The organism is Streptomyces sp. NPDC090499 (genome assembly GCF_044769305.1).
Taxonomy (GTDB): domain Bacteria; phylum Actinomycetota; class Actinomycetes; order Streptomycetales; family Streptomycetaceae; genus Streptomyces.
The window spans coordinates 355,633-378,977 of the sequence record NZ_JBIVXP010000007.1 but is presented as its reverse complement, the minus strand read 5'-3'; the positions used below and the strand labels follow the sequence as shown (position 1 = coordinate 378,977).

The 23,345-nt window shown below is 72.7% G+C and carries 23 protein-coding genes and 1 pseudogene; 9 read left to right on the top strand and 15 right to left on the bottom strand.

The window, feature by feature from the left end:
• Nucleotides 1-32: 32 nt before the first annotated feature.
• A complete protein-coding gene (locus ACIQVL_RS27030; RefSeq protein ID WP_403476569.1) occupies nucleotides 33-794 on the top strand; it encodes a hypothetical protein in 762 nt (253 codons plus the stop codon).
• Here ACIQVL_RS27030 and ACIQVL_RS27025 read toward each other — a convergent pair.
• From ACIQVL_RS27025 to ACIQVL_RS27010, 4 genes are all read right to left on the bottom strand, one after another.
• Entirely contained in the window at nucleotides 787-1,356 is a 570-nt protein-coding gene (locus ACIQVL_RS27025) for a hypothetical protein (RefSeq protein ID WP_403476568.1), read from the bottom strand. The genes ACIQVL_RS27030 and ACIQVL_RS27025 overlap by 8 nt on opposite strands.
• Before the next feature lie 98 nt (nucleotides 1,357-1,454).
• A complete protein-coding gene (locus ACIQVL_RS27020) occupies nucleotides 1,455-4,040 on the bottom strand; it encodes a bifunctional FO biosynthesis protein CofGH (RefSeq protein ID WP_403476567.1) in 2,586 nt (861 codons plus the stop codon).
• A 182-nt stretch (nucleotides 4,041-4,222) separates the two neighbouring features.
• Nucleotides 4,223-6,199: a hypothetical protein gene (locus ACIQVL_RS27015; protein ID WP_403476566.1), complete on the bottom strand. Its 1,977-nt coding sequence runs from the start codon at nucleotides 6,197-6,199 to the stop codon at nucleotides 4,223-4,225.
• A 343-nt stretch (nucleotides 6,200-6,542) separates the two neighbouring features.
• Nucleotides 6,543-7,388 (bottom strand): LLM class F420-dependent oxidoreductase, encoded by an 846-nt coding sequence (locus ACIQVL_RS27010; RefSeq protein WP_403426948.1) that lies wholly within the window; start codon nucleotides 7,386-7,388, stop codon nucleotides 6,543-6,545.
• Nucleotides 7,389-7,542: 154 nt separating this feature from the next.
• Here ACIQVL_RS27010 and ACIQVL_RS27005 point away from each other — a divergent pair, with 154 nt between their 5' ends.
• Nucleotides 7,543-9,054, top strand: a complete 1,512-nt coding sequence (locus ACIQVL_RS27005) for a CehA/McbA family metallohydrolase (RefSeq protein ID WP_403426946.1) — start codon at nucleotides 7,543-7,545, stop codon at nucleotides 9,052-9,054.
• 92 nt (nucleotides 9,055-9,146) lie between these two features.
• Here ACIQVL_RS27005 and ACIQVL_RS27000 read toward each other — a convergent pair whose 3' ends face one another.
• Nucleotides 9,147-9,770 (bottom strand): hypothetical protein, encoded by a 624-nt coding sequence (locus ACIQVL_RS27000; protein ID WP_403476565.1) that lies wholly within the window; start codon nucleotides 9,768-9,770, stop codon nucleotides 9,147-9,149.
• A 68-nt stretch (nucleotides 9,771-9,838) separates the two neighbouring features.
• Here ACIQVL_RS27000 and ACIQVL_RS26995 point away from each other — a divergent pair, with 68 nt between their 5' ends.
• Nucleotides 9,839-10,432 (top strand): exonuclease domain-containing protein, encoded by a 594-nt coding sequence (locus ACIQVL_RS26995; protein WP_403476564.1) that lies wholly within the window; start codon nucleotides 9,839-9,841, stop codon nucleotides 10,430-10,432.
• A 10-nt stretch (nucleotides 10,433-10,442) separates the two neighbouring features.
• Entirely contained in the window at nucleotides 10,443-10,970 is a 528-nt protein-coding gene (locus tag ACIQVL_RS26990; RefSeq protein WP_403476563.1) for a hypothetical protein, read from the top strand.
• A 10-nt stretch (nucleotides 10,971-10,980) separates the two neighbouring features.
• Here ACIQVL_RS26990 and ACIQVL_RS26985 read toward each other — a convergent pair whose 3' ends face one another.
• From ACIQVL_RS26985 to ACIQVL_RS26975, 3 genes are read right to left on the bottom strand one after another with little or no spacing between them, the layout of a single operon-like run.
• Nucleotides 10,981-11,262, bottom strand: a complete 282-nt coding sequence (locus ACIQVL_RS26985; RefSeq protein ID WP_403426941.1) for a hypothetical protein — start codon at nucleotides 11,260-11,262, stop codon at nucleotides 10,981-10,983.
• Nucleotides 11,259-11,534 carry a hypothetical protein gene (locus ACIQVL_RS26980; RefSeq protein ID WP_403426939.1) on the bottom strand — a complete coding sequence of 92 codons (276 nt, stop codon included), beginning with the start codon at nucleotides 11,532-11,534 and terminating at the stop codon, nucleotides 11,259-11,261. Before ACIQVL_RS26980 ends, ACIQVL_RS26985 begins: the two co-directional genes overlap by 4 nt.
• 50 nt (nucleotides 11,535-11,584) lie before the next feature.
• Nucleotides 11,585-12,025, bottom strand: a complete 441-nt coding sequence (locus ACIQVL_RS26975; protein ID WP_403476562.1) for an ATP-binding protein — start codon at nucleotides 12,023-12,025, stop codon at nucleotides 11,585-11,587.
• Between the two features lie 202 nt (nucleotides 12,026-12,227).
• Between ACIQVL_RS26975 and ACIQVL_RS26970 the strand changes: the two genes are divergently transcribed.
• On the top strand, nucleotides 12,228-13,082 hold the full coding sequence (locus ACIQVL_RS26970; protein WP_403476561.1) for a Scr1 family TA system antitoxin-like transcriptional regulator: 855 nt from the start codon (nucleotides 12,228-12,230) through the stop codon (nucleotides 13,080-13,082).
• A 10-nt stretch (nucleotides 13,083-13,092) separates the two neighbouring features.
• A complete protein-coding gene (locus ACIQVL_RS26965) occupies nucleotides 13,093-13,275 on the top strand; it encodes a DUF397 domain-containing protein (RefSeq protein WP_403476560.1) in 183 nt (60 codons plus the stop codon).
• Between the two features lie 49 nt (nucleotides 13,276-13,324).
• On the opposite strand, the gene ACIQVL_RS26960 is transcribed toward ACIQVL_RS26965, so the two are convergent.
• Nucleotides 13,325-14,968 (bottom strand): alkaline phosphatase family protein, encoded by a 1,644-nt coding sequence (locus tag ACIQVL_RS26960; protein WP_403476559.1) that lies wholly within the window; start codon nucleotides 14,966-14,968, stop codon nucleotides 13,325-13,327.
• 159 nt (nucleotides 14,969-15,127) lie between these two features.
• On the opposite strand from ACIQVL_RS26960, the gene ACIQVL_RS26955 reads away from it, so the two are divergent.
• On the top strand, nucleotides 15,128-15,514 hold the full coding sequence (locus ACIQVL_RS26955) for a nitroreductase family deazaflavin-dependent oxidoreductase (protein WP_403476558.1): 387 nt from the start codon (nucleotides 15,128-15,130) through the stop codon (nucleotides 15,512-15,514).
• 10 nt (nucleotides 15,515-15,524) lie between these two features.
• Here the strand turns inward: ACIQVL_RS26955 and ACIQVL_RS26950 are convergent.
• The 3 genes and pseudogenes from ACIQVL_RS26950 to ACIQVL_RS26940 form a co-directional block, all read right to left on the bottom strand.
• A pseudogene (locus ACIQVL_RS26950) lies at nucleotides 15,525-15,617 on the bottom strand (IS5/IS1182 family transposase); the annotation flags it as partial.
• Between the two features lie 92 nt (nucleotides 15,618-15,709).
• Nucleotides 15,710-16,360, bottom strand: coding sequence for a response regulator (locus ACIQVL_RS26945; protein ID WP_403476557.1), 651 nt, complete (start codon nucleotides 16,358-16,360; stop codon nucleotides 15,710-15,712).
• The gene (locus ACIQVL_RS26940; protein WP_403476556.1) at nucleotides 16,348-17,619 is read right to left on the bottom strand and encodes a sensor histidine kinase; all 1,272 of its coding nucleotides are present in this window, start codon (nucleotides 17,617-17,619) and stop codon (nucleotides 16,348-16,350) included. The genes ACIQVL_RS26945 and ACIQVL_RS26940 overlap by 13 nt, the downstream gene beginning before the upstream one ends.
• 135 nt (nucleotides 17,620-17,754) lie before the next feature.
• On the opposite strand from ACIQVL_RS26940, the gene ACIQVL_RS26935 reads away from it, so the two are divergent.
• Nucleotides 17,755-18,270, top strand: a complete 516-nt coding sequence (locus ACIQVL_RS26935) for a hypothetical protein (protein ID WP_403476555.1) — start codon at nucleotides 17,755-17,757, stop codon at nucleotides 18,268-18,270.
• 53 nt (nucleotides 18,271-18,323) lie between these two features.
• Complete coding sequence (locus tag ACIQVL_RS26930) at nucleotides 18,324-19,040, top strand: class I SAM-dependent methyltransferase (protein WP_403476554.1); 717 nt, start codon at nucleotides 18,324-18,326, stop codon at nucleotides 19,038-19,040.
• 249 nt (nucleotides 19,041-19,289) lie between these two features.
• Here the strand turns inward: ACIQVL_RS26930 and ACIQVL_RS26925 are convergent, their stop codons facing one another.
• The 3 genes from ACIQVL_RS26925 to ACIQVL_RS26915 form a co-directional block, all read right to left on the bottom strand.
• Entirely contained in the window at nucleotides 19,290-19,844 is a 555-nt protein-coding gene (locus ACIQVL_RS26925; protein ID WP_403476553.1) for a DUF3455 domain-containing protein, read from the bottom strand.
• Nucleotides 19,845-20,039: 195 nt separating this feature from the next.
• Entirely contained in the window at nucleotides 20,040-21,509 is a 1,470-nt protein-coding gene (locus ACIQVL_RS26920; RefSeq protein WP_403426926.1) for an aldehyde dehydrogenase family protein, read from the bottom strand.
• A complete protein-coding gene (locus ACIQVL_RS26915) occupies nucleotides 21,506-23,236 on the bottom strand; it encodes an amidohydrolase family protein (protein WP_403426925.1) in 1,731 nt (576 codons plus the stop codon). The genes ACIQVL_RS26920 and ACIQVL_RS26915 overlap by 4 nt, the downstream gene beginning before the upstream one ends.
• Nucleotides 23,237-23,345 lie beyond the last annotated feature (109 nt).

Sequence of the window (23,345 nt, the reverse complement as noted above, 5' to 3'; positions counted from 1 at the left end):
CCCGCGCCGAGTCCCGGCCCATCGCCTCCTGCATGACGGCCAAGGGGCTCCGCTACGTGGTCGCCGACTCCGGTGCGGCGTCCGCGACCGCCCCGAGCGCCCAGGTGGACCTCCGACGGCGGCGCAGCCAGGGCTACGGGCTGTACGCGCAGTACGCGGCCGCCGCCGGAAAACCCACGCAGCCCACCGCCTCGGACGCGGCCTCGCCGGGCAACGCCCCGTCGAACGACGCCTACGTCCGGAGCCTTAGCGCCGCCAGGGCGGCCGCCTATATGACGGCCCTGCGCGGCGGCACGTCGGACCTGCGCACCTTCCGCATGGCGGACGGCTCGCTGGAGTTCTCGGTGAAGGGCTGCGAGGCGGACAGCCGCAGGCAGCTGTACGGCAGCCTGACCACCTACGCGGAACTCGCGGCCGTCCCCCAGAACCTGAACGCCACGCTGACCGCCCCCGTCCAGCGCGACGCCGCCTACCTGGCCCTGATGCGGAGGTGGAGCACCTGCATGGCGGACCGGGGCTACGACTACGCGCTGCCCAGCGACGCCCAGGCCCGGCTCAAGGCGTCGTACGAGCGGTCCGGCGCCACCCCGGCGCTGCGCAGCCAGGAGATCGCGACCGCGGTGGCGGACGGTACCTGCGCGCTGCGGCTGCGGATCCCCTCCGAGGTCGTGGCGATCAGGAAGCGGCTGGCCGGTTCCCTGCTGACCGCGCGGCAGCAGGCCGCCATGGCCGAGCTGGCGACGGACTGGCAGCGGGCGACGGCGGCCGCGCAGCGGGTCGTCCGGTCTACCTGACCACCGTCACCCGGGTGTTCGGTTCCGTGCCGAAGGTCCACAGGGCCGCGCCGTCCGCCGTGTGCATCCGGATGCCGCTGGTCTGCTTGCCGGCGGCGGGCGGCGGCGAGGAGCCGTCGACCGCGTTGGAGAAGGCGACCGACAGCCCCGACTTGGACGCGAAGTAGAGGATGTGCTCGATCTGGACGCCGTCCGAGCCGGTCGTGGCCGCCAGGGTCCTGGTGATCGTGTAGGTGCCGGGGTCGGGACTCACCGTCCCCGGCCACACCGTGAACGTGCGGGTCGCCCTGTCGCTCGCGTCGACCGTCCACACCCGCTTGGCGCCGAGCGAGTAGACGATGCGGCGGCCGGTGCCGGAGGCCGCCGGCAGGGCGGGGGCCTTCGCCGGGGCCGGTGACGCGGAGGGGTGGGCGCCCGCCGACGCGCTCGCCGACGGGCGGACCGCCGCGGCCGTGGGGTGCGGCCCCTTGTCGGCCTGGAGGGCGAGGAAGACGACGGCAGCCGTCGCCCCCGCCGTCAGACCGGTGACCCAGACCCAGGAGGGCAGCAGTCGGGCAGCCACGGGTACGCATCTCCTCCGCTAAGAGCGCTATGAGGCCCCCTGCCTCTTCGCACAGGGGTCGGATCATCGTACTGTGCGCCGCCCGTCCGCCCGACGGCTCAGTCCAGCACCGGCAGCAGCTCCGGCAGATGCCCGTCGGAGGCCTCCGCCGCCCGCTGCCGTTCCTCGGGGACCGGCCCGTACAGCGTCGTACGCGGCCTGGCCGGGCGCCCGGCGGCCTCGGCCACGGCCACGAGGTCGCGGACCGACTTGTACGAGCCGTACGACGAGCCCGCCATCCGCGAGATCGTCTCCTCCATCAGCGTGCCGCCCAGGTCGTTCGCCCCCGAGCGGAGCATCTCCGCCGCACCCTCCGCGCCCAGTTTGACCCAGCTTGTCTGGATGTTCGGGATGTAGGGGTGCAGGAGGAGCCGGGCCATCGCCGTCACCGCCCGGTTGTCGCGCATCGTCGGGCCCGGCCGGGAGATGCCGGCCAGGTAGACGGGCGCGTTGGTGTGGATGAAGGGCAGCGTCACGAACTCCGTGAAGCCGCCGGTGCGCTGCTGGATGCCGGCCAGGGTGCGCAGGTGGCCCAGCCAGTGCCGGGGCTGGTCGACGTGGCCGTACATCATGGTGGAGGAGGAGCGGATGCCCAGCTCGTGCGCGGTGGTGATCACCTCGATCCAGGTGGCGGCGGGCAGCTTGCCCTTGGTGAGGACCCAGCGGACCTCGTCGTCGAGGATCTCGGCGGCCGTCCCCGGCATGGTGTCCAGGCCCGCCTCCTTGGCCGCCGTCAGCCACTCCCGGATCGACAGGCCGGTGCGGGTCGCGCCGTTGACGACCTCCATCGGCGAGAAGGCGTGCACGTGCATGCCGGGGACGCGTTCCTTCACCGCCTTCGCGATGTCGAAGTAGGCGGTGCCGGGCAGGTCGGGGTGGATGCCGCCCTGCATGCAGACCTCGACCGCGCCGACGTCCCAGGCCTGCTGGGCGCGGTCGGCGACCTGGTCCAGGGAGAGGGTGTAGGCGTCGGCGTCGGTGCGGCGCTGCGCGAAGGCGCAGAAGCGGCAGCCGGTGTAGCAGACGTTGGTGAAGTTGATGTTGCGGGTGACGATGTAGGTGACGTCGTCGCCGACGGCCGACCTCCGCACGTCGTCGGCGATCCCGGTCAGCGCGTCGAGGGCCGGGCCGTCCGCGTGGAACAGGGCGAGGGCCTCGGCGTCCGTCAGCTTCGTGGGGTCGTCGGCGGCGGCCGCCAGGGCCGCGCGCACGTCCGTGTCGATGCGCTCCGGCGCCATCCCGGGGGCGGCCGCCTCCCGCAGCGCGTCCCAGTCGCCGTACACCTCGTCGAAGTCGTCGCGCCGGTCGGCCGTACGGCCCTCGGAGTCGATGGCGGTGTGCAGATCGGTGCGGCCGCTCGCGACGAAGACCTCCTCCGGCTCCTGCCACGGCCGCCCCTCGACCACCGCGTCCGGCACCGCGAGCCCCGTCTCCGGGTCGGCGAGCGCGGCCACGTGCGGGCGCAGCCGCGGGTCCAGCCAGGGCTCGCCGCGGCGGACGAACTCCGGGTACACACAGAGCCGTTCGCGCAGCTCGAAGCCGGCCGCCGCGGACTTCTCGGCCAGTTCCTCGATCTGCGGCCACGGCCGCTCGGGGTTGACGTGGTCGATGGTGAGCGGCGACACCCCGCCCCAGTCGTCGATGCCGGCCGCGATCAGCCGCTCGTACTCGCTGTCGACCAGGTTCGGCGGGGCCTGGATGTTGCCGGCCGGCCCCATCACCAGCCGCGCCACCGCCACGGCGGCCACCAGTTCGTCCAGTTCGGCGTCGGGCATGCCGCGCATCGCCGTGTCCGGCTTGGCCCGGAAGTTCTGGATGATCAGTTCCTGGACGCCGTGGTACGACCGGGCCACCCGCCGCAGCGCGAAGAGCGACTCGGCGCGCTCCTCGTACGTCTCGCCGATGCCGATCAGGATCCCCGAGGTGAACGGCACGGAGGAGCGCCCGGCGTCCTCAAGGACCCGCAGCCGGACGGCGGGTTCCTTGTCCGGGGAGCCGTGGTGGGGACCGCCGGGCTCGGACCACAGCCGGGTGGCGGTCGTCTCCAGCATCATCCCCATGCTCGGCGCGACCGGCTTGAGCCGCTGGAAGTCGGTCCAGGACATCACGCCGGGGTTGAGGTGCGGCAGCAGGCCGGTCTCCTCCAGGATGCGGATGGAGATGGCCCGGACGTAGGCGATCGTGTCGTCGTAACCGTGCGCGTCGAGCCACTCGCGCGCCTCCGGCCAGCGGTCCTCCGGCTTGTCGCCGAGGGTGATCAGGGCTTCCTTGCAGCCGAGGGCCGCGCCCTTGCGGGCGACGTCGAGGACCTCGTCCGGCGACATGAACATCCCGTGCCCGGCCCGGCGGAGCTTGCCGGGCACGGTGACGAACGTGCAGTAGTGGCACTTGTCGCGGCACAGGCGGGTGAGGGGGATGAAGACGCTCTTCGAATACGTGATGACACCGGGCCGGCCGGCCTCCGCGAGGCCCGCGTCCCGGACCCGGGCGGCGGACGCGGCGAGATCGGTCAGTGCCTCGCCACGCGCCTGAAGCAGGACGGCGGCCTCGGAGACGTCGAGGGCGACGCCGTCCCGGGCGCGTTTGAGGGCGCGACGCATGGAGTTCTCGGTGGGGCCGGTTCCGGGGGTCGCGGAAGTCGTCATTCTTTGAGCATACGTTCGGGTTCGGTGGGGTCGGTGGGGCGGCGGCACGTGGTCGACTGCGGCGCCGCGGGGGCTGGTCGCACCGTCCCCCGCGCCCCTTCTTTCAGGGGCGCGGGGAACTGCGCGAACAACCCCCACGCACCGGCACCGGCACCGGCACCCGGAAAACGAGAGCGGTCCCGTCAGCGCACCGTGACCGGTGCGGTGGTGGCCGAACCGTTGGTCCAGCCGTGCCGGTGAGCGGTCACCGTGACGGTGATCTTCTGGCCCTTGTCGGCCTTCACCAGGACGTAGGTGGACTTGGTGGCCCCGCTGATCGCCTTGCCGCCGCGCTTCCAGGAGTAGGAGTACGAGGTGGCCGCCGGCGACCAGGTCCCGTGCGCGGCCGTCAGCTTGTGCCCGACCGTGGCGGTGCCGCTGCGGGACGGCGCCTGAGTGGCCTTCAGCGCAGGACCGACGGCTGCCGTGACCGCCGGGGACGTGGAGTCGACCGAACCGGCGCCGTTCCTGACCGTCACCTTGCAGGAGATCTTGTGGGTGTAGTCGTCCGAGGTCAGGGTGCGGGTCGCGGCGGTGGCGCCGGAGATGGCCCTGCCGTCACGCAGCCACGACCACGTGGCGGTGGCGTTGTACCCGGACCAGGTCGCGGAGCACGTCAGCTTGGAACCGCTGCGGGCGGTCCCGGTGATGGCGGCCTTCTTGGTGACGGCCGGCTTGGCCAGCAGGGTCTGCGAGCGGCTCCACACCTGGGAGGTGTAACGGCCGGCGGTTCCGGGGGCGTAGACCGCCGTCCGGGCCAGCACCGTGGCCCGGCCGTCCGGTCCGGCCGCCACCTCGCCCGTCAGGGCGTCCATGTCGGGGACGTCGGCGACGGGGGTGGCGTCGAGTGCGGTGGCCTTGCTCCAGGTGCCGCCGGTCCGGACGGCCCACTCCAGGTAGTGGTCGTCGCCGTTGTCGATGCCGGGCGTCTGCGGCCACACGACCTGTACGGTCCCGTCCGCGCCGATGGACGCGTCCACCTGCCAGTCGACGTAACCGGTGGACAGCGTCTTCGGCGCGGACCAGGCGCCCGTGCTCGCGCTCCGGGTGACGGTCTGGACGATCGGCACGCCCGCGCTGCCACTCCAGCCCGCCCACACGTAGGTGACGTCACCGTTCGGGGCGGTGAGGGGCCCGCTGTCGTCGTTGGCCTGAAGGACCGGCACGGCGGTCTGGACGGCTCCCCAGCTGCCGGTCGGGGTGGGCCTGGTGCGGGACTTCAGCGTCTCGACCCCGTTGGTGGCACCCTGCCACAGCACGGTGGTGGCGCCGCCGGCCGCCATCGACACCTGCACGTCGGTGGACTGGCCGTCCGCGCCCGGCAGCGCGGCCGGGCTGCTCCAGTCCCCGCCGGCGGTGGTCCGGGTCACGATGGAGTCGACGTTGGAGTCGGTGGTGCGGTCCCAGGCGTCCCAGACCGTCGTGGCCGCCCCGTCGGGAGCCACCGCGAGCGATATCTGGCCGATGTAGCCGCTGGAGAAGGAGCCGAGACGCTCGGGCGCCGACCAGGCCGCCGCACCGGGGGTGAGCGTGGCGGTCATCGCCTCGTACTCCGAGTAGCCGTCGCCCTCGGTCCACACGGCGGTGACGGTGCCGTCGGCCGCCGCGGCCAGCTGGGGCATCGCCAGGTCCAGCCCGGCGTAGGACGTGAGCGTGACCGGATCCGACCACAGGCCGGTGGCCGGGTTCCAGCCGGCCGAGACGAGGGCCAGCGAACCGTCGGTGTAGGTGCCGGTGCGCCACGCCGTCTCGGCGTGCCCGTCGGCGGTCACCGTCAGCTCGGCGGCGGCGCTCGCGTCGGTGCTCGTGAACAGGGTGTGGGGGGCCGACCAGGTGTCGCTGCCCGCCGGCCTGACCGCGGCCTGGACGTCCCAGGTGGAGGCGCCGGCCGCCTGGTTGCGCCACAGGGCGAACGCCGTGCCGTTCCCGGCCACCTTGACGTCGATCAGGCTCTGCCGGCCGTCGGTGCCGGTCAGACCGACCGCGGCCCCGAACGGGCCCGCGGACGCGGGGTATCCGGCTGCGGTGGCGGGCAGTGCGGTGCCCACCGCGAGTGCGGCCGCCGTCGCCACCGCGCAGGCGGCGACAACGACTCGCGGTCTCGGAATGCTCAGTGCCACTACGGCTCCTGTCTAGGACGGGCGTGCCTGTCACGCCCGGCAATGCGTTCGAACACCGGCGGGGTACCTGTGATCGACCGGAACCGTGTCCGGTTCGATGTCCGGCGTCGGAGAACCGCATGGCCGTCTCCGCCACGTCGCGCCGCCACAGAGCCCCCCGCCGTCGGACGCGTCGAGGACAGTATCCGGTTCCGGTGCGCTGCCGGGTGCGGGTGGGTGGGGGGTTGTTCACGAAGTTCCCCGCGCCCCTTCTTTCAGGGGCGCGGGGAACTGCGCCACCAGCCGCAACGTACCGGCGGCCGCTCACGCACCCCAGCCCGCCCAGACAGGTCGGCGCCCCCGCTCACACGTACTCCGCGTAAGCGTCCAGCACCCCCAGCACCTCGGCCTCCCCCGCCGGAGGCAACTGCACCACGACCTCCTCGACGCCCAGCTCGGCGTAGTGCGCGAGCTTGCCGGGGCTCGGGAAGACGGCGTACGGCACCACCTGGAGCGCCGCCGGGTCGCGCCCGGCGTCCGCCCACACGTCCCGCAGGACCGGCAGCGACTCGGTGAGGCCGCGTCCCCCGATCGGCATCCACCCGTCCGCGTACTCGGCGATGTGCGCGAACAGCTTCGGCCCCGCCGCCCCGCCGACCAGCGTGCGCGGCCCGGCCACCGGCCCGCGCGGCTTCTGGACGGGCTTGGGGTACGCGGACGACGCCCGCACGCTCCCGAACTCCCCCTCGTAGGCCGTCGGTTCGTCCGCCCACAGGGCCCGCATCAGGGCCATCCGGTCCCGGGTCAGCTCCCGCCGCGACCGCCACCGCACCCCGTGGTCCGCGGCCTCCTCCACGTTCCACCCGAAGCCGACGCCGAGCGTGAGGCGGCCGCCGGACAGGTGGTCGAGGGTGGCGATCTGCTTGGCGAGGTCGATCGGGTCGTGCTGGGCGACCAGGGTGATGCCGGTGCCGAGGCCGAGCCCCTCGGTGACGGCGGCGGCCTGGCCGAGGGCGACGAAGGGGTCGAGGGTACGGCCGTACTCGCGGGGCAGGTCGCCGCCCGCCGGGTACGGGGTGGCCCGCTCGACCGGGATGTGCGTGTGCTCGGGCAGGTACAGCCCGGCGAACCCGCGTGCCTCCAGCTCACGGGCGAGCCGGACGGGGGCGATGGTCTCGTCGGTGAGGAAGATCGTGACGGCTATGCGCATGCCCCATCTGTACCGGGGGTGGCTCGATATGTCCATACCGACTGGTCGGCATCACACGCCCCGCCTTTCACAGGGCTATGCACATGACAGACGGACGCCTGTGGATTCCCTCTCCTTCCGTGGGAGTTCACGTCCACAGGGGAGAGTGGGCGGCATGTGTGAGGACACGCACGGCATCGGCAGACGCGCGCTGATCGTGACGGGCGCGGCCACAGCCCTTACGTTGGGAAGCGTGAGCTTCGCAGCGGCGGACGGTCAGGACCAGGGGAGCCAGAAGACGGCGACCGTGAGCGGCACCCTGCCGCCCGGTTGCCCGGACTTCGTGTACGTACCGGTCGAAGTGCCCACCGGCGTACGGGAGCTCAAGGTCTCCTACACCTACGACAGGCCGAGCGTCCCGGCCGGCACCACGGGCAACGCGCTCGACATCGGCCTCTTCGACCAGCACGGCACCGAGCTGGGCGGCAAGGGCTTCCGGGGCTGGTCGGGCGGCGCCCGCACGGAGTTCTTCGTCCGCGCCGACGACGCGACCCCCGGCTACATCCCGGGCCCGGTCCACGCGGGCACCTGGTACGTCGCCCTCGGCCCGTACACGGTGGCCCCGCAGGGCCTGTCGTACGAGCTGACCATCACCCTGACGTACGGCGAACCCGGCACCCCCGTCCGCCCGGTCTACCCGCCCGCCCGTGCCAAGGGTCGCGGCCGGGACTGGTACCGCGGCGACTGCCACCTGCACTCCTGGTACTCCGACGGCCGCCGCACCCCGGCCGAGATCGCGGCCCTCGCCCGCGCCGCCGGCCTCGACTTCATCAACTCCTCGGACCACAACACGCACTCCTCGCACCCGCACTGGGCGGACCAGGCAGGCGACGACCTGCTGATCATGCTCGGCGAGGAGGTCACCACGAGGAACGGCCACGTCGTCGCCCTCGGCACCGACCCCGGCACCTTCGTCGACTGGCGCTACCGGGCCCGCGACAACCGGTTCGGGCACTTCGCCCAGCAGGTCCACAAGGCCGGCGGCCTCGTCGTACCCGCGCATCCGCACGCCACCTGCGTGGGCTGCGCCTGGAAGTTCGGCTTCGGGGACGCGGACGCCGTCGAGGTGTGGAACGGCCCCTACACCCCCGACGACGAGGTGGCCCTGAACGCCTGGGACGCCACCCTGGTCGCCTCGGTCCGCGACAACCGGGAGTGGCTCCCGGCGATGGGCAACAGCGACGCGCACCGCGACCCGGACCCGGTGGGCGTGCCGCAGACCGTCGTCCTCGCCGACGACCTGTCCCGGGAGGCGATCCAGGAGGGGCTGCGGGCGGGCCGCTCCTACATCGCCGAGTCGAAGAACGTGACGCTGAGCTTCACGGCGACGGGCGGCCGCGGCGAGCGGGCGGGCATCGGCGAGCGCCTGAAGGTCGCCGCCGACACCCCGGTGACCGTCCGCCTGGAGGCCTCCGGCGTCCCCCGCTGCACGGTCCGCTTCGTCACCGACGAGGGCGTCCTGCTGACCAGCGACCCGCTCCCGGTGACCGGCTCGGGCGTGGTGGAGTGGCAGACGACCCCGCAGTACGCCGCCTACGTCCGCGCGGAGGTCCGCCACGAGACGGCGGCGGGCCCGGTACCGGGGGCGCTGGCAGCGCTGACGAACCCGATCTTCCTGGGGCGGTGAAAGTCAAATGCGGTTCGGCAGCGCCCCGTAAGGGGCGCGGGGAACTGCGCGACCAGCCACGACGGCGCCGCAGTCGGCAGATCGCGGAACGCTCAGCCGCGGCCGTCCCGTCCACGCTCGCTGCGCCGCAACTCGCGCCGCAGTGCGCGCCGCTGTTTTCCCGGCAGGGTGGCGGCCAGCTCGCCCACCTGGGCGGCGTCATGCCACGTGCCGTCACCGCCGCCCCGGCACCACCACACCGGCGGGCCGCCCGCGTCCGTCTCACCCCCGTACCAGTCGTCGGTGGTCCCTGCGGGACGAGGGTGCATGCCGAGCTTGTGTTCCCCGCAGACCGGCCAGACCTGCCAGAGCAGCTCCACGACGGTCTCCTGCGCCGCGTCCGCGACCACGGTCAGCACGGTCATCTCGTCGTCCGGCTCCAGCGGGTCGCCCTCCTCGGGGTCGTAGGCGTTCACCTGGTTGCCCTGCCATCGGCCGTCGGGCATCGCCACGTGGACCTGCCCCCGGTCGGCCTCGCCCGGCGCCAGGGGCTGCCGGGGCGGATCGACCATCAGTATCAGCGGCTCCTGGCCCGGCACAGTTGCCGTCAGGTCGCGGTTGACCACGGCGAGCGCGGCCTCCAGCTTCGGCCACTCACCGGGCTCGACCGGCCTGGGCTCCGGGAGCTGCGGCCGGTCATGACCAGGACCGATGCGGGAGTACGAGAAGTGGTTCACTGGCGCATCGTCCCATCCGCGCCGTAACTCGCGTGCCCCGGCCGCCGCGGCTCCCTACGCTTCCCGTCATGGACAGCACCGGGGCCGCGGGGCTCGTCAACGTCGTGGACATCGAGGCGACCTGCTGGGCCGGTTCCCCGCCGCCCGGCGAGGTCAGCGAGATCATCGAGATCGGGCTGACCGTCGTCGACCCGGCGGCCGGCGAGCGCCTGGCCCGGCACCGGATCCTGGTGCGGCCCGCCCGGTCCGCGGTGAGCGGGTTCTGCACGGAGCTGACCGGCCTCACGCAGGCCGAGGTCGACCGGGGAGTCACCTTCGCCGAGGCGTGCCGGCTGCTGGCGGCCGAGCACCGCGCGGGCGCCCGGCCGTGGGCCAGCTGGGGCGACTACGACCGCCACCAGTTCACCCGGCAGTGCCAGGCCACCAGGACGCCCTACCCCTTCAACCGCCGCCACACCAACGCCAAGGCCGCCTTCACCGAGGCGTACGGCCTGCGCAAGCGCCCCGGCATGGCACGGGCCCTGGAGATCGCCGGGCTGCCGCTCGAAGGCCGGCACCACCGGGGCGAGGACGACGCCTGGAACATCGCGTCCCTCGTGCTCCACCTCTGCGCACGGGGCGAGTGGCCGGCCCCGATGGAACACCTCGTCCGAAAGGGCTGAAAGGGCTGCCATGGAGGAACCGGCGGAGCTCGCGGAGTGGGTCGCGCTGATCGACGCGTGCCTCGCCCCCGTCGCGACGAGGTCGGTGGATCTCACCGACCCCGACTGGGTGCGGAAGATGCAGGAGGCCCCGCATCCGCTGGACGAGGCGGGCATCCGCCCGGAGGCCGAGGCGGCCCTGCGGGAGGTACTCACCCGCTACGAGGAGGGCGACGACGGCGTCCGGGCCGCCCTGCGCGCCCTCCTGGAGCGGTGCCCCCATTTCACCTGGGCGACCACGCTGCCCTCCGAGCCAACGCCCCAGGGCTTCCGGCTGCGACTGCTGCACATGTCGGTCGAGGACCAGGGCCCCGACACCCGGGACATGATGCTCACCCTGCATGACCTGTGCGGGCAGGCCCGGGACGCCGGGGTCGACGTCCGGCCGCTCCTCCTGGAGGTGGCCGAACTCTCCAGCGACGTCGACAGATACGGCATGGGTTCCACCCGCCACATCCTGCTCCGGGCGGCCGGACGGGAACCCTGCGGACTCTGGTGAGGAGGACTGCTCAGTCCACAACCTGTGGATCACGGAAGTAGTAGACGACGGTCACGCCCATACCCGGTGTGTGCGTGTACACGACCGTGATCGCCTCTGCCGAGTCACGGGCAAGTGGTGTGGTGTACGTGTACTCCAGGGACGGAGGCCGCCACCCGGGGATCTCGCGTCCGGCCGCCGGGTCCCGGGCGATGGCGGCGAGCGCCTCCCGGACCACTTCCCGCTCCCCCTCCGTCAGGTCACCGAACGCCTTCCTCGCGGGCTCGGCCTCCTCCAACGGAATTTCGTTCACGTGCCGCCGCCTCCGGCTCGCGCGTCCTCCAGCGCCGTCATGATCTCGGGTGAGTTCCTGATCAGGACGCGGTGCCGGTAGGCGCGGACGACGGCTGCCGCGCCGGCGAAGTCGTCGGTCGGGGAGGCTCCTATGGCGGCCGCCAGCTCCTCCTCGAAGCGCTCGCGGTCGCCCGGGAAGCCGTAGCGGCTGAGCGCGCTGCGTAGGTCGTCCACGGTCCGGATCTCCGGGAGGGGCATCGTTCCCCAGCCGTGCTCGGGCTGTGCGCTCATGATCGGCTCCTGATGAAGGGGCATCGCTCCGTTTCCCAGTATGGCCCTGGTCACCACGCCGCCGCCCTGCCTCCGCACTCGGCCCACAGCAGCTTGCCGGCCCTGGAGCCACCGAGTTCGCGCAGCGCGGAGGCGCCCCAGGAGTCCGCGCAGGCCCGCACCAGGGGCAGTCCGCGGCCATGCTCGGCGTCGGGCGGAGGCGGCGGGGCGGGGGCGGTCGAGAAGCCGGGCGGGACGTGCGGGTCGGTGTCCCATACCGCCACGCGGAGGCGACCGGGCTCGGCCGAGCGGAGGCGGAGGGCGTAGGGCCCCTTCGTGTGACAGTGCGAGTTGGCCAGCAGCTCCGCTGCCAAGAGTTCCGCAGTGGGGGTCAGTTCGGGCATCCCGTGTGCGGTCAGAATCAGTCTGAGAGTGCCCCGCGCGATACCCGGTGCGCGTGGATCGTGCGGAAGGTGCAGGGTGTAGTTCCACGACGGGGATACGGTGGCCATCGGAAGTCTCCGGTCACTGAGGGGAGTTCGACAGGTGCCTGGTGTCTGTGCCGTGGCGTCCCACGGTGCGCTTCCAGGTGGGGCGCCTGGGAACGACGATAGGGGCTCCGCAAAGCAGCTTTGCGAGCTTTCGAAGGATCTCAGGCTCATCTCCCTCGTGTGAGTGACAAGCTCGCTGTGTGTCCGCTAGGAGGAAGCACTCATGACGCCAAGGCCCGTGCCGACGGCCCGACGCGTCCGGCTCGCCACCGAGCTGCGCAAACTCCGCGAGCGGGCAGGCCTGACCTCCACCGAGGCGGCGCAGATGCTCGGCACCAGTTCGGGTCAACTCAGCAATGTGGAGTCGGCCAGGTTCGGGGTGAGCCCCGACCGTGTCCGCGCGATGGCCAACCTCTACTCGTGCACGAACCAGCCCTACGTAGACGCCCTCGCCGACATGGCCGCGGAGAAGACACGTGGCTGGTGGTGGGAGGTGTACCGCGAGGTGCTTCCCTCCGGACTGCTCACCCTCGCCGAACTGGAGCACCACGCGACAGCTGTCCGTACCGCCTTCACCGCTCACATCCCGGGCATGCTCCAGACCGCCGAGCACGCCCGGGAGATCTTCAGCAAGGCGATCCCCGCTCCGACCCCGCCGGAAGTGGAGCACCGCGTCTCGCACCGCATCAAACGCCAGGACGTGGTGTTCCGGGAGGACCCGAATCCGTACAGCACCGTCATCCACGAAGCAGCCCTGCACATGCGGGTAGGGGGCCGGAGGGTGGCCCGCGACCAGCTCAGGCACCTGATCAGCATGAGCCTGCGGGATCACATCACCCTTCGGGTGCTTCCCTTCGACGTCGGGGCCTTCCCGGGATCAGGCCAGTCCATCAACTACCTGTGCGGCCCCGTGGCGGAGCTGGACACCGTACAACTCGACCAGTTCCACGGTCCCGTGCTCCTCGACGCCGAGGCCCACTTGGAGAAGTACCGACGCCTCCTGGACGTTGTCGAAGCCACCGCCCTCAGCCCTGAGAAGTCCCGCGACCTGATCCACGCCATCATCCAGAACCTGTGAAGGAGCCGGTATGCCCACGCACCGCTGGCGGAAGTCGTCCTACTGCCAGGAAGGCGAGGCCTGCGTCCACATATCCACCGAGCCCGCCCTCGTCCACATAGCCGACGCCGACCCGCCCCGGAACGTCCTCACCGTCGGTTTCAGGGCCTTCGGTGGTCTTCTCGACCTGCTGAAGTCATCCGGCGGGCGGTGACCGCGCCGGCCGCCGGACGACGGCGGCCGGCCGGGCGCCCCCTGCCTGGTCAGCGCACCGGCAACGACCGGGTGTGCTCGATGCGGACCGCGTCCAGGTCTCGCGGGTTCAGGCCGAGCAGCCGCAGCATCGTCGGCGCGATCTGCGTGGTCCGCACCGGGGCGTCGACGCGCACGGCGTGCGGGGCGCCGGCACCGTAGACGACGAGCGGCACGGCGAGGTCGTCGGCGGCTGCCCCGCCGTGCTCCGCGATCTTGCCCTTGCCGCCGGTGTAGACCACGCCGTACTGGGTGATGCCGAACACGTCGGGCACGCGCGCGTCACCGGGCCGGGCGTGGAAGTACCGGGCGGCCGCCGCACCGGCGTACACGGTCTTCAGGCCGCTCGCCGTGTACGGCTTGGCGGCTCCGTCGATGCCGTTGCCGTTGCCGGATCGGGCGAGCAGGTAGGCCTTGGCGAACTCGGCGGCGGCCTGCGAACGGTCCTTGAGCCACAGCAGCATGGCGTCGTCGTCCACGGCGTGGGCGACCAGGTCGCCGGCGCCGGGGTGGGCGGCCTTCCAGGCGGCGTTGAGCCCGTCGAGCAGCGGCCCGTCGTCGATGCGGGTCAGTGCCTTCGGGTCGGTGGGCGACTGGCCGTGCTTGGAGGACAGGATGACGGTCGTGCTGCCGTCGAGGCCACGCTTGTGGATCTCGCCGAGGAACGCCCCGACCTCCTGGTCGACGAAGTCGAGGTTCTTCGCGAGCAGTGGACCGGGGGTACCGGGCGTGGTGTAACCGCCCGTCAAGCCGTCGGAGACCGGCAGCTTCTGGGCGGTGGACACGGACTGGAAGTTCATCCCGAAGACTGCCGGGACGCCGGTCCTGTGGGCGCCGCTGTGGTCGTGGCCGTCGATCTCGTTGAGGACCGCCTTCACCTTGTACGCGTCGTACTGCTCGGTGGCCGCGTTGTCCTTCGTCCAGTCCTGGCCGGCCGGGTAGCCGATGGCCTGGCTGTTGATCTCGGGGGCGAACAGGTCCTGGATGCCGTCGCCGGACGGCCCGTCGAGGATTTCGTAGGCGACGTGCTTGTCCGACCACGCGGTGCGTAGCCCCGCCTTGCGGGCGATGTCGAAGACCGTGTTCACCCTGAGGTAGGAGTGCGGGTAGACCGGCTTGCAGGTCTTCGGGTCGACGGGCAGCTTCGCCGGGTCGATGAGGCGGGCGGCGTCACCGGTCATGTTCAGGATGCTGCCGGGCAGGCCGGACAGGCCCTGGCCCGCGTCGATGGAGTTCTGGTCCTTGTCGAGGTCCTCGGTGAGGTCGACCTCGGCGCCGGGCCTGACGCCCGCGCAGTCGGTGGTACCGGCCGGGAGCAGGGCGTTGCTGTAGGTGTCGTCGTAGTAGACGCCCGTGACACCCGGGTCCCCGCCGGTCAGCTGTCCCACCATGCCGGGGAAGGAGTCGGAGGGGACGGTGGTTCTGGCGTGGGTGTACTCCACACCGCCGCCGGCCAGCCGGGCCAGCGCGGAACGCGGGTGCCGGGCCACGTACCAGGCCAGGTCGGACTGGTGCAGGCCGTCGACCGAGAGCAGCAGGACGTGCCGGGAGCGGGACGCGGGGGAGGCGGGACCGGCCGTCGCGGCGGTCAGACCGCCGACGGCGGCGAGCGCGGCGGCGGCAGCCGCGACAGGACGGAGGGGGTGTCGGAACACGGTGGTTCTCCTCGAAGCTGTGCGGAGCTTGTGACCCTGCGGGTGACGCACCGACATTCGAGAAGGAGAACGTGTACGGAACCGGACCTGCGTGCCCGATTCTGTCAAAGAACGTCATGTCGGCACGCAAAGCCCGCCCATCTCGGAAACAGAGGAACGATGTCCGACCGCAGATTCCGGATCACCACCGCCTTCCAGCGGCACGTCGCCAACCCGCTGACCCGTCTCATGCCCTTCCAGACGCTGCTGGAGACCACCGGCCGGGTCTCCGGGCAGCCCCGCAGGACCCCGCTGGGCGGGAAGCGGGTGGGGGACTCCTTCTGGCTGGTGTCGGAGTTCGGGACGAAGTCGCAGTACGTACGGAACATCCAGGCCGATCCGCGGGTCCGGGTACGGATCGGCGGACGGTGGCACTCCGGCACCGCCCACCTGCTGCCCGACGACGACCCGGTCGCCCGCCTGCGCACCCTGCCCAAGGGCAACAGTGCCGCGGTGAAGGCACTGGGCACGCAACTGCTGACGGTCCGGGTCGATCTCACCGACTAGGACAGCCCCTGATGCAGCGTTCGACCGTGTCGCGTTGCTTGTAGGTCTCGCGGTCGAAGGCGCATGGTCTGCCACCCCGGCTGCCGCGCGGCAGACGGTGGCCGCGCGGTCAACGCCCTCGGCGGCGCCCCGGCCGATCAGCTCTTCGTGCTGCTCAGCACCGTCGTCGACCGGGCGTACGGGCGTGATCGCGCACTACGCGGTCGCAACGCCCAGGAAGCGCAGCACCGCCAGGACGCGGCGGTGGTCGGTGTCGGCCTTGGGCAGGTCGAGCTTGGTGAAGATGCTGTTGATGTGCTTGGCGACCGCGCTCTCGCTCACGACCAGCTCGGCGGCGATGCCGGAGTTGGACCGGCCGCCCGCCATCAGCTCCAGCACCTCCCGCTCGCGCGGTGTCAGCCGGTCGAGCGGATCGCTGTGCCGGCGCACCAGCAGCTGCGCGACGACCTGCGGGTCGAGCGCGGTGCCGCCGGCCGCCACCCGGCGTACCGCCTCGGCGAACTCCTCGACGTCGGCGACGCGTTGCTTGAGCAGATAGCCGACGCCCGAGGTGTTGGCGGCGAGCAGATCGGCGGCGTACCGCTCCTCCACGTACTGCGACAGCAGGAGCACGGCGGTACGCGGGTACTGGCGGCGGATCACCAGCGCGGCGCGTACTCCCTCGTCGGTGAAGCCGGGCGGCATGCGCACGTCGACCACGGTGATGTCGGGCCGGTGCTCCTCGACGGCCGCCAGCAGCCCTTCCGCGTCGGCGACCTGCGCGCACATCTCGAAGCCGGCCGCCTCCAGCACCTTGACCACGCCGATGCGCAGCAAGAGGGAATCCTCGGCGATCACGGCGCGCACGGCAGCTCCACGGTGATGACGGTCGGGCCCCCGGCGGGGCTGCGGCAGGAGAACGTGCCGTCGACGGACGCGACGCGCTTGGCGAGCCCGACGAGCCCGGTGCCGCCGACGGCCGCGAGATCCGCGCCGCCCGCGCCGTCGTCCGCGACGACCACCAGCAGTGTCTCCCCGATCCGCTGCACCGTCACGTCCGCCCGGGTCGCCTGGGCGTGTTTGACCACGTTCGTCAGGGCTTCGGAGACCACGAAGTACGCGACGGCCTCGATCGTGGGTGACGGGCGCCGCGGCAGGTCCACCGCCACGCGCACCGGGATCGGGAGGCGGGCGGCGGCCCCGGACAGCGCGGCGTCGAGGCCGCGGTCCTCAAGGACGGCCGGATGCAGGCCGCGCACCAGGTCGTTCAGCTCGGCGATCGCTTCCTTCGCCTCGCGGTGCGCCTCGTCGATCACCTTGCGGGCGTCCTCCGGCAGGTCGCCGAGGGTAGCCCTGGCCAGGCCCAGGTTGACGGCGAGTGAGACGAGGCGCTGCTGTGCGCCGTCGTGCAGGTCGCGCTCGATCCGCCGCCGCTCGGCGTCGGCGGCGTCGAGCACGCCGGCCCGGCTCTCGGCGAGGTCGGCGACCCGGCGGGCCAGCTTCTCCGTGCGGCTGGGGCCGAGCAGGACCTCGGCCGCCCGGGTCTCCAGCCGCACCAGAGCGCCGGTCAGCCGGGGCCCGAGGAACAGCAGGGCAAGGCCGCCGGCGGTGATGTACACGGCCTGCGTGGTGTACCCGAGGTCGGTGACCCACCACTGCGTCGGCAGCGCCCAGATCCACACGTAGAGGGAGGCGGCCACGAGAGCGGCGGCCCAGAAGGCGAGGACGGCGAGGTCCAGGACGGCGAGCAGCGGACCCGCCACGGCGTGGTAGCAGACCTGCCGCCACAAGGCCCGGCCGGTCAGCCGGCGCATCGCCGACTTCCAGGTGCGTCCCGGCCCGGGTACGGCGGGGCGCGGGAGGTCCTTGCCGACGAGCGCCCGGTAGCGTCGCCGCTGCCCGGCGGTCAGCAGGGGTGTCACCACGAGCGTGAGCAGCACGGGCAGCGGAGTCACGGCCACCGCGCCGGGCGCGTGCACCAACGCCGCCATCGTGCCGAGCAGCCAGAGCCACAGTGGCACCACGGCGAGGTGGAGCGGCAGGCCGGCGGCGACGAGCGCGGTCCGGTGTCCCGCCCTGCGGAACGGCCGGCCCAGTACCAGCTGCAGCCACGTCGTGAGTCGCATGCGTCAAACGGTAAAGCCGCAGGCCATCCCCGTGCCATGACACTCCCGCCCGGTTCGGGGGTGCACTTTTCTCCACCCTGGGTCGGAACCCTGCGTGACTGACGGCGCCCCGGTGCGCGGCGGAGGGTGGAGCACGTGAAGGGGAGAGCCGACGAGGAGCGGGGGAAGACGATGCGTCAACTGGTCGTGTGCGATGAGGCCGTGGCCGGTGCCGAGGGCTTCGACCGCGCCGAGGTCATCCCGCTCCGCGGAGAGGTGGAGGAGCCGCGCCCGGCGCGGGGCATCCGGCGGGCCGGGTGGCTGCTGGTCGCCTGCGGGCTCGCCCTGCTGCCGTGGCTGTACGTGCTGGCCACCGGCCTGCCGGCCACCGCGACCGCGGCGCACTGGCCGGTCGCCTGGGTCGGGCTCGACGCGCTGGAGGCGCTCGGCCTGATCGCCACCGGCCTCCTGGCCGCCCGCGGCGACCGGCGGCACGCCCTGGCAGCCGCCGCGACCGCGACGCTGCTTGTGGTGGACGCCTGGTTCGACACCACGACCGCGGCCCCGGGCGGCGACGTCGCCAACGCGCTCGCCATGGCACTCGGCGCCGAGCTGCCGCTCGCCGCGCTGTGCGGCCGACTGGCGCTGCGGGCGCTGAGCCGGCCCTCGTGACGCCGACCGCCCGAGTACGTACCACGGACCGAATCGATCCACCGGAGAACACCATGCACCGCATCACCACCGCCCCCGTCGCCCCGATCCCGGCCCGGACCCGCTGGGCGGTCGCCGCCGGCACCGGCGCCGCGTTGGCCGCCGCCTGGTGGCTGGGCGACACAGCGCCCTATCCGTACGCCCAACGCGGCCTGCTCGACGTGCCGTTGCCGTTTCTGACAGCCGACAGGATGGACGCCGTTCTGCAACCGCGGCCGGGGGAACGGATGCTGGAGATCGGCCCGGGGACGGGCCTGCAGTCGCTGCACGTCGCCCCGCAGCTCGGGCCGGAGGGGCGGCTCGATGTGCTCGACATCCAGCAGGAGATGCTCGACCACGTGATGTGCCGCGCCAAGCGCGACGGCCTGGCGACTGTCAGGCCCGCCCGCTCGGACGCACGTGAACTGCCCTACGACGACGAGACATTCGACGCCGTATACGCCGTGACCGCGCTCGGCGAGGTCCCCGAGCCGGATCGGGTACTGCGCGAGGCGGCACGGGTGCTGGCACCAGGCGGGCGGCTGGTGATCGGCGAGTTCTTCGACCGGCACTGGATCTCCTTCGGCCGGCTGCACCGGCTCGCCGACGCCGCCGGCCTCCACCTGACCGAGCGCCGCGGCCCAAGCCCGGCATACCTCGCCCGCTTTCGACCCTGCAGAGCCGACGCGCCAGGCCAACAGAGCGAGCGCCTCGCCCCCAGCGACCGGGACACCGACGACGGGCAAGCGTGAGCACCGCACGCAGGGACCGCGATCACTGAGCTGAACAACCTGGCGCGCGGTAGGCCGCTCCAGGAGGCGAGGGGGCTCCGCCCCGACCGCCGCCGGCCACGGACATCGCGGAGCTCCGCGTGATTCCGGTCTCCGATCGTGCTGGGTCCTCTCCGGCAGCAAGCCCAGGGCGGCGGCGGTGAGGCGTCCAGCAGCCCCGCGGGGTTTTCGGCGGTGCTGCCCAGACACAGGTGAGCGGGGCTGGTGAGTTCAGCTGGCGGCCTTGTAGAACGCGTACGTCGCCGAGTACGGCACCGACACCTGGTCCGTCCCGGTGCAGGCGGCGGCCGGGGCCACGCCGCCCTCCGTGTCCAGGCGCTGGACGTAGGTGACGCCCTCGAACGTCCCGGCGCCGCGGGTGGCCGTGGCCTTCAGGAGCAGTTCGGGGACGGCGCCGTCCTTCGCGGAGGTGGCGACCGCGGCGGCGTTGACGGCGCTGCCGTCGACCGTGGAGACCCAGACCGGGCCACGGGAGTGCAGGGCGACCGGGCGGTGGGCGCGGTCCCGCTTGTCGGAGAGGGTGGCGGCGGGCTCCAGGAGCTTCCAGGCGCCGTCGGTGCAGGTGTAGGTCTGGACGCCGTGCGCGGCGTAGACGCCGGTCAGCCTGTTGCCGTCGGGCACGGCGAGCGCGGCGGGGGCGTGGACGGCCGGGAGGTGGGCGGGCCGTGCGGAGTAGGCCTGGACGGCGGTCGTGCCCAGCAGGGTGGCGGCGGCCGCGGCGGCGACGGCCGTGGTGGTCAGGGCGATTCTCTTGACGTGCTTCATGAAGGGGGGTCTCCGAACGGGATCCGTGCGTGTTCAGGGAAGGGAGCGGCCCGCGTCGAACCGGAAACGGGCCCTCCCCCTTGTCCCCCGGACGCTACGGACGCGCGGCCCCGCCGCGTGGCGGGTTGCCCGTTCTTTGTCCCCCCGTAAGATTTCACCGCCCCAAAGGGCAAGCGGACAGCCCAAGTTGACACCTCAGCCCGGCCAGACGACCGCCTGCACCTCGCTGTAGGCGTGCAGGGCGTAGGAGCCGACGTCCCGGCCCACCCCGCTCTTCTTGAACCCGCCGAACGGCGCCTCCATGTTCCGCCCCACGGTGTTGATCCCGACGCCACCCGCCCGCAGCCGCCGCGCCACCCGGAAGGCACGGGCCACGTCGCCGGACCAGACGTAGTCGATGAGGCCGTAGTCGGAGTCGTTGGCGAGGGCGATGCCCTCCTCCTCGTCGTCGAAGGGGACGACGGAGACGACCGGCCCGAAGATCTCCTCGCGGGCCACCCGCATGTCGTTCGTGCAGTCGGCGAGGAGGGTCGGGGGCACGTAGAACCCCCGCTCCAGCGACGGGCGTTCACCGCCGGCCACCACCGTCGCGCCCTCCTTCCGGCCGAGTTCGACGTACGACTCGACGCGCGCCCGGTGCTCGGCGCTGATCAGCGGCCCGACCACCGTGTCCGGCGCGGCCGGGTCGCCCACCTTCAACCGCCCCGCATACGCGGCCAGTTGGTCCACCAGCCGCTCGTACAGCCCGCGCTGCACCAGCACCCGGGTGGGCGCCGTACAGATCTGCCCGCTGTAGAAGGAGAAGGTGGTGCCGATCCCGGCCACCGCCGAGCCGACGTCCGCGTCGTCGAAGACGACCGCCGCGCCCTTGCCGCCCAGTTCCATCAACTGGCGTTTCATGTCCCGCCCGCACACCTCGGCGATGCGCTGCCCGACGGCGGTGGAGCCGGTGAAGCTCACCATGTCGACGTCGGCCGAAGCCACCGCCGCCTCGCCGACACCGGTCGACCGGCCGGAGACGACGTTCACCACGCCCGGCGGGACGCCCGCCGCCGCCAGCGCCTCCGCCATCCGGTAGACGGAGAGCGGGTCCTGCGGGGCCGGCTTCACGACCACCGTGTTGCCCATCGCGAGCGCCGGCGCGACCTTGCCCGCCGGGTTGGCCCACGGGTTGTTGTACGAGGTGATGCAGCTGACCACCCCGACCGGCTGGCGCACGGCGAGCGCGCCCATCACGCCCGCCCTCCCCATCGGCCCGGCCTCGTTGATCTGCGGCGGGATCGCCCACTCGGCCGGTTCGACGGTCGCGTACCGGCGGAACCGGGCCACCGCGACCCCCACCTGCATCGCGCGGGCGGTGCCGGTGGTCGCGCCCGTCTCGGCACGGGCGAGGTCCGCGTACGCGCCCGACTGCCCGCGGATGAGGTCGGCGGCCCGGCCCAGCACCGCCGCACGCTCCCCCGCCGGCGTCCGCGACCAGCCGTCGAAGGCCTCCCGGGCGGCCGCACAGGCCGCCACGACCTGCTCCCGGGACGCCTCCGGCGCCCAGCCCACGGTCTCCTCGGTCGCCGGGTCGACGACCTCGTAGTACCCGTCGTCGGGCGCCACCCACCGGCCGCCGACGAACAGCCGCTGCCCGTCCGCCGCCCCGCCCGCCCCGCTCACCGGGTGCTCACCGTCCTGGTGTCCCGCCCGGACCGCAGCACCCTCCCCGGTACGGCCCCGCTCACCACGTCGTCCCGGATGGCCTCGACGCCGTTGACCCAGACCGCCCGTACCCCGATCGCCTTCGAGTCCAGGCGCGGGCTGTCTCCCGGCAGGTCGTGCACCAGGGTGGCCTGGCCGGCCGCGATCCGCTCCGGGTCGAAGAGCACGAGGTCCGCATGCCAGCCCTCCGCGATCCGCCCGCGCTCCCGCAGCCCGAAGAGCCGGGCGGGATCGTCGGTCAGCATCTTCACGGCCTGTTCCAGGCCGAGCAGCCTGCGGCCGCGCAGGCAGTCGCCGATGAAGCGGGTGGTGTACGGGGCTCCGCACATGCGGTCCAGGTGCGCCCCGGCGTCGGACCCGCCGAGCATGACGTCCTCGTGCTGCCAGGTCTCGGCGCGCAGCGCCCAGGAGGCCGGGTCGTTGTCGGTGGGCATGGGCCACAGGACGGTACGGAGGCCGTCGGCGGCGCAGATCTCGACCAGGGTGTGGAAGGGGTCCTGGCCGCGCTCCTGTGCTATGTCACGCACCACCCGTCCCGGCAGCCCGGCGTTCGCCTCGCTGTACGTGTCCCCGATGACGTACCGCCCGAAGTCGGCGAGCCGCCGGAAGACTCCCGCCTCCTTGCTGTTCGCGCGCTCCATCATCTCGGCCCGTACCGCCGGGTCGCGCAGCTTCTCGATCCGCTCCGGAACCGGCAGCCCGAGGATCGGCCCCCACCCGGGGATGAGGTTCAGGGCGCAGAAGGTGCCGAGCGACATGTTCATGGGCGTGAGGATCGGCATGGTCAGCGCGACCACCCTGCCGCCCGCCTTCCGGGCCCGTTCACTGGCCTGGAGCTGCCGCGGCACCCGCTCCGGCACGGCGGCGTCGACCGTCAGCACGTTCCAGTTCAGGGGCCGCCCGGCCGCCGCGCTCATCTCGGCGAACAGTTCGATCTCGGCGTCGCTGAACTGGTCGAGGCAGCCGGCGACGATCGCCTCGATCTGCGTCCCCTCGTGCTCCCCGACGGCCCTGGACATGGCCAGCAGCTCCGCCGGCCGCGCGTGCCGGGAGGCGACCGGCTGCCCGTCCCCGTCGGAGTGGGTGCTGGACTGGGTGGTGGAGAAGCCCCACGCCCCGGCATCCATGGCCTCGTGCAACAGCCGTACGATCTCCGCCAGTTGCTGCTCGCTCGGCTGGCCGCCGACCGCGTCCGGCCCCATCACGTACCGGCGCAGCGCACAGTGCCCCACCATGAACCCGGCGTTGACGGCGATCCGCCCTTCGAGGGCGTCCAGGTACTCCCCGAAGGAGTTCCAGCTCCAGGGCGCCCCCTCCTCCAGGGCGACCAGGGACATGCCCTCGACCTTGGACATCATGCGGCGGGTGTAGTCGGCGTCGGCGGGGCGTCCCGGGTTCAGGGGCGCGAGGGTGAACCCGCAGTTCCCGGCGGCGACCGTGGTCACCCCGTGGTTCAGCGAGGGCGTCGCGTACGGGTCCCAGAAGAGCTGGGCGTCGTAGTGCGTGTGCGGATCGACGAACCCGGGCGCGAGGACGAGCCCCGTGGCGTCCTCGCTGGTCCGCGATTCCTCGGTGACGGTCCCGACGACGGCAATCCGCCCGTCCCGGATACCGACGTCGGCGACGATGCCGGGGGCTCCGGTCCCATCGACGACGGTCGCCCCTTTTATGACGTGATCGAGCATGAACCTGGTCTCCTCAAACTGCGATGCGGTGACCGACCTGCTTTTGAGGGGCGCGGGGCTGCACTTGATTTGCGGCTCCGCCGCGCGGGCGCGACCAGCCCCCGCCCAC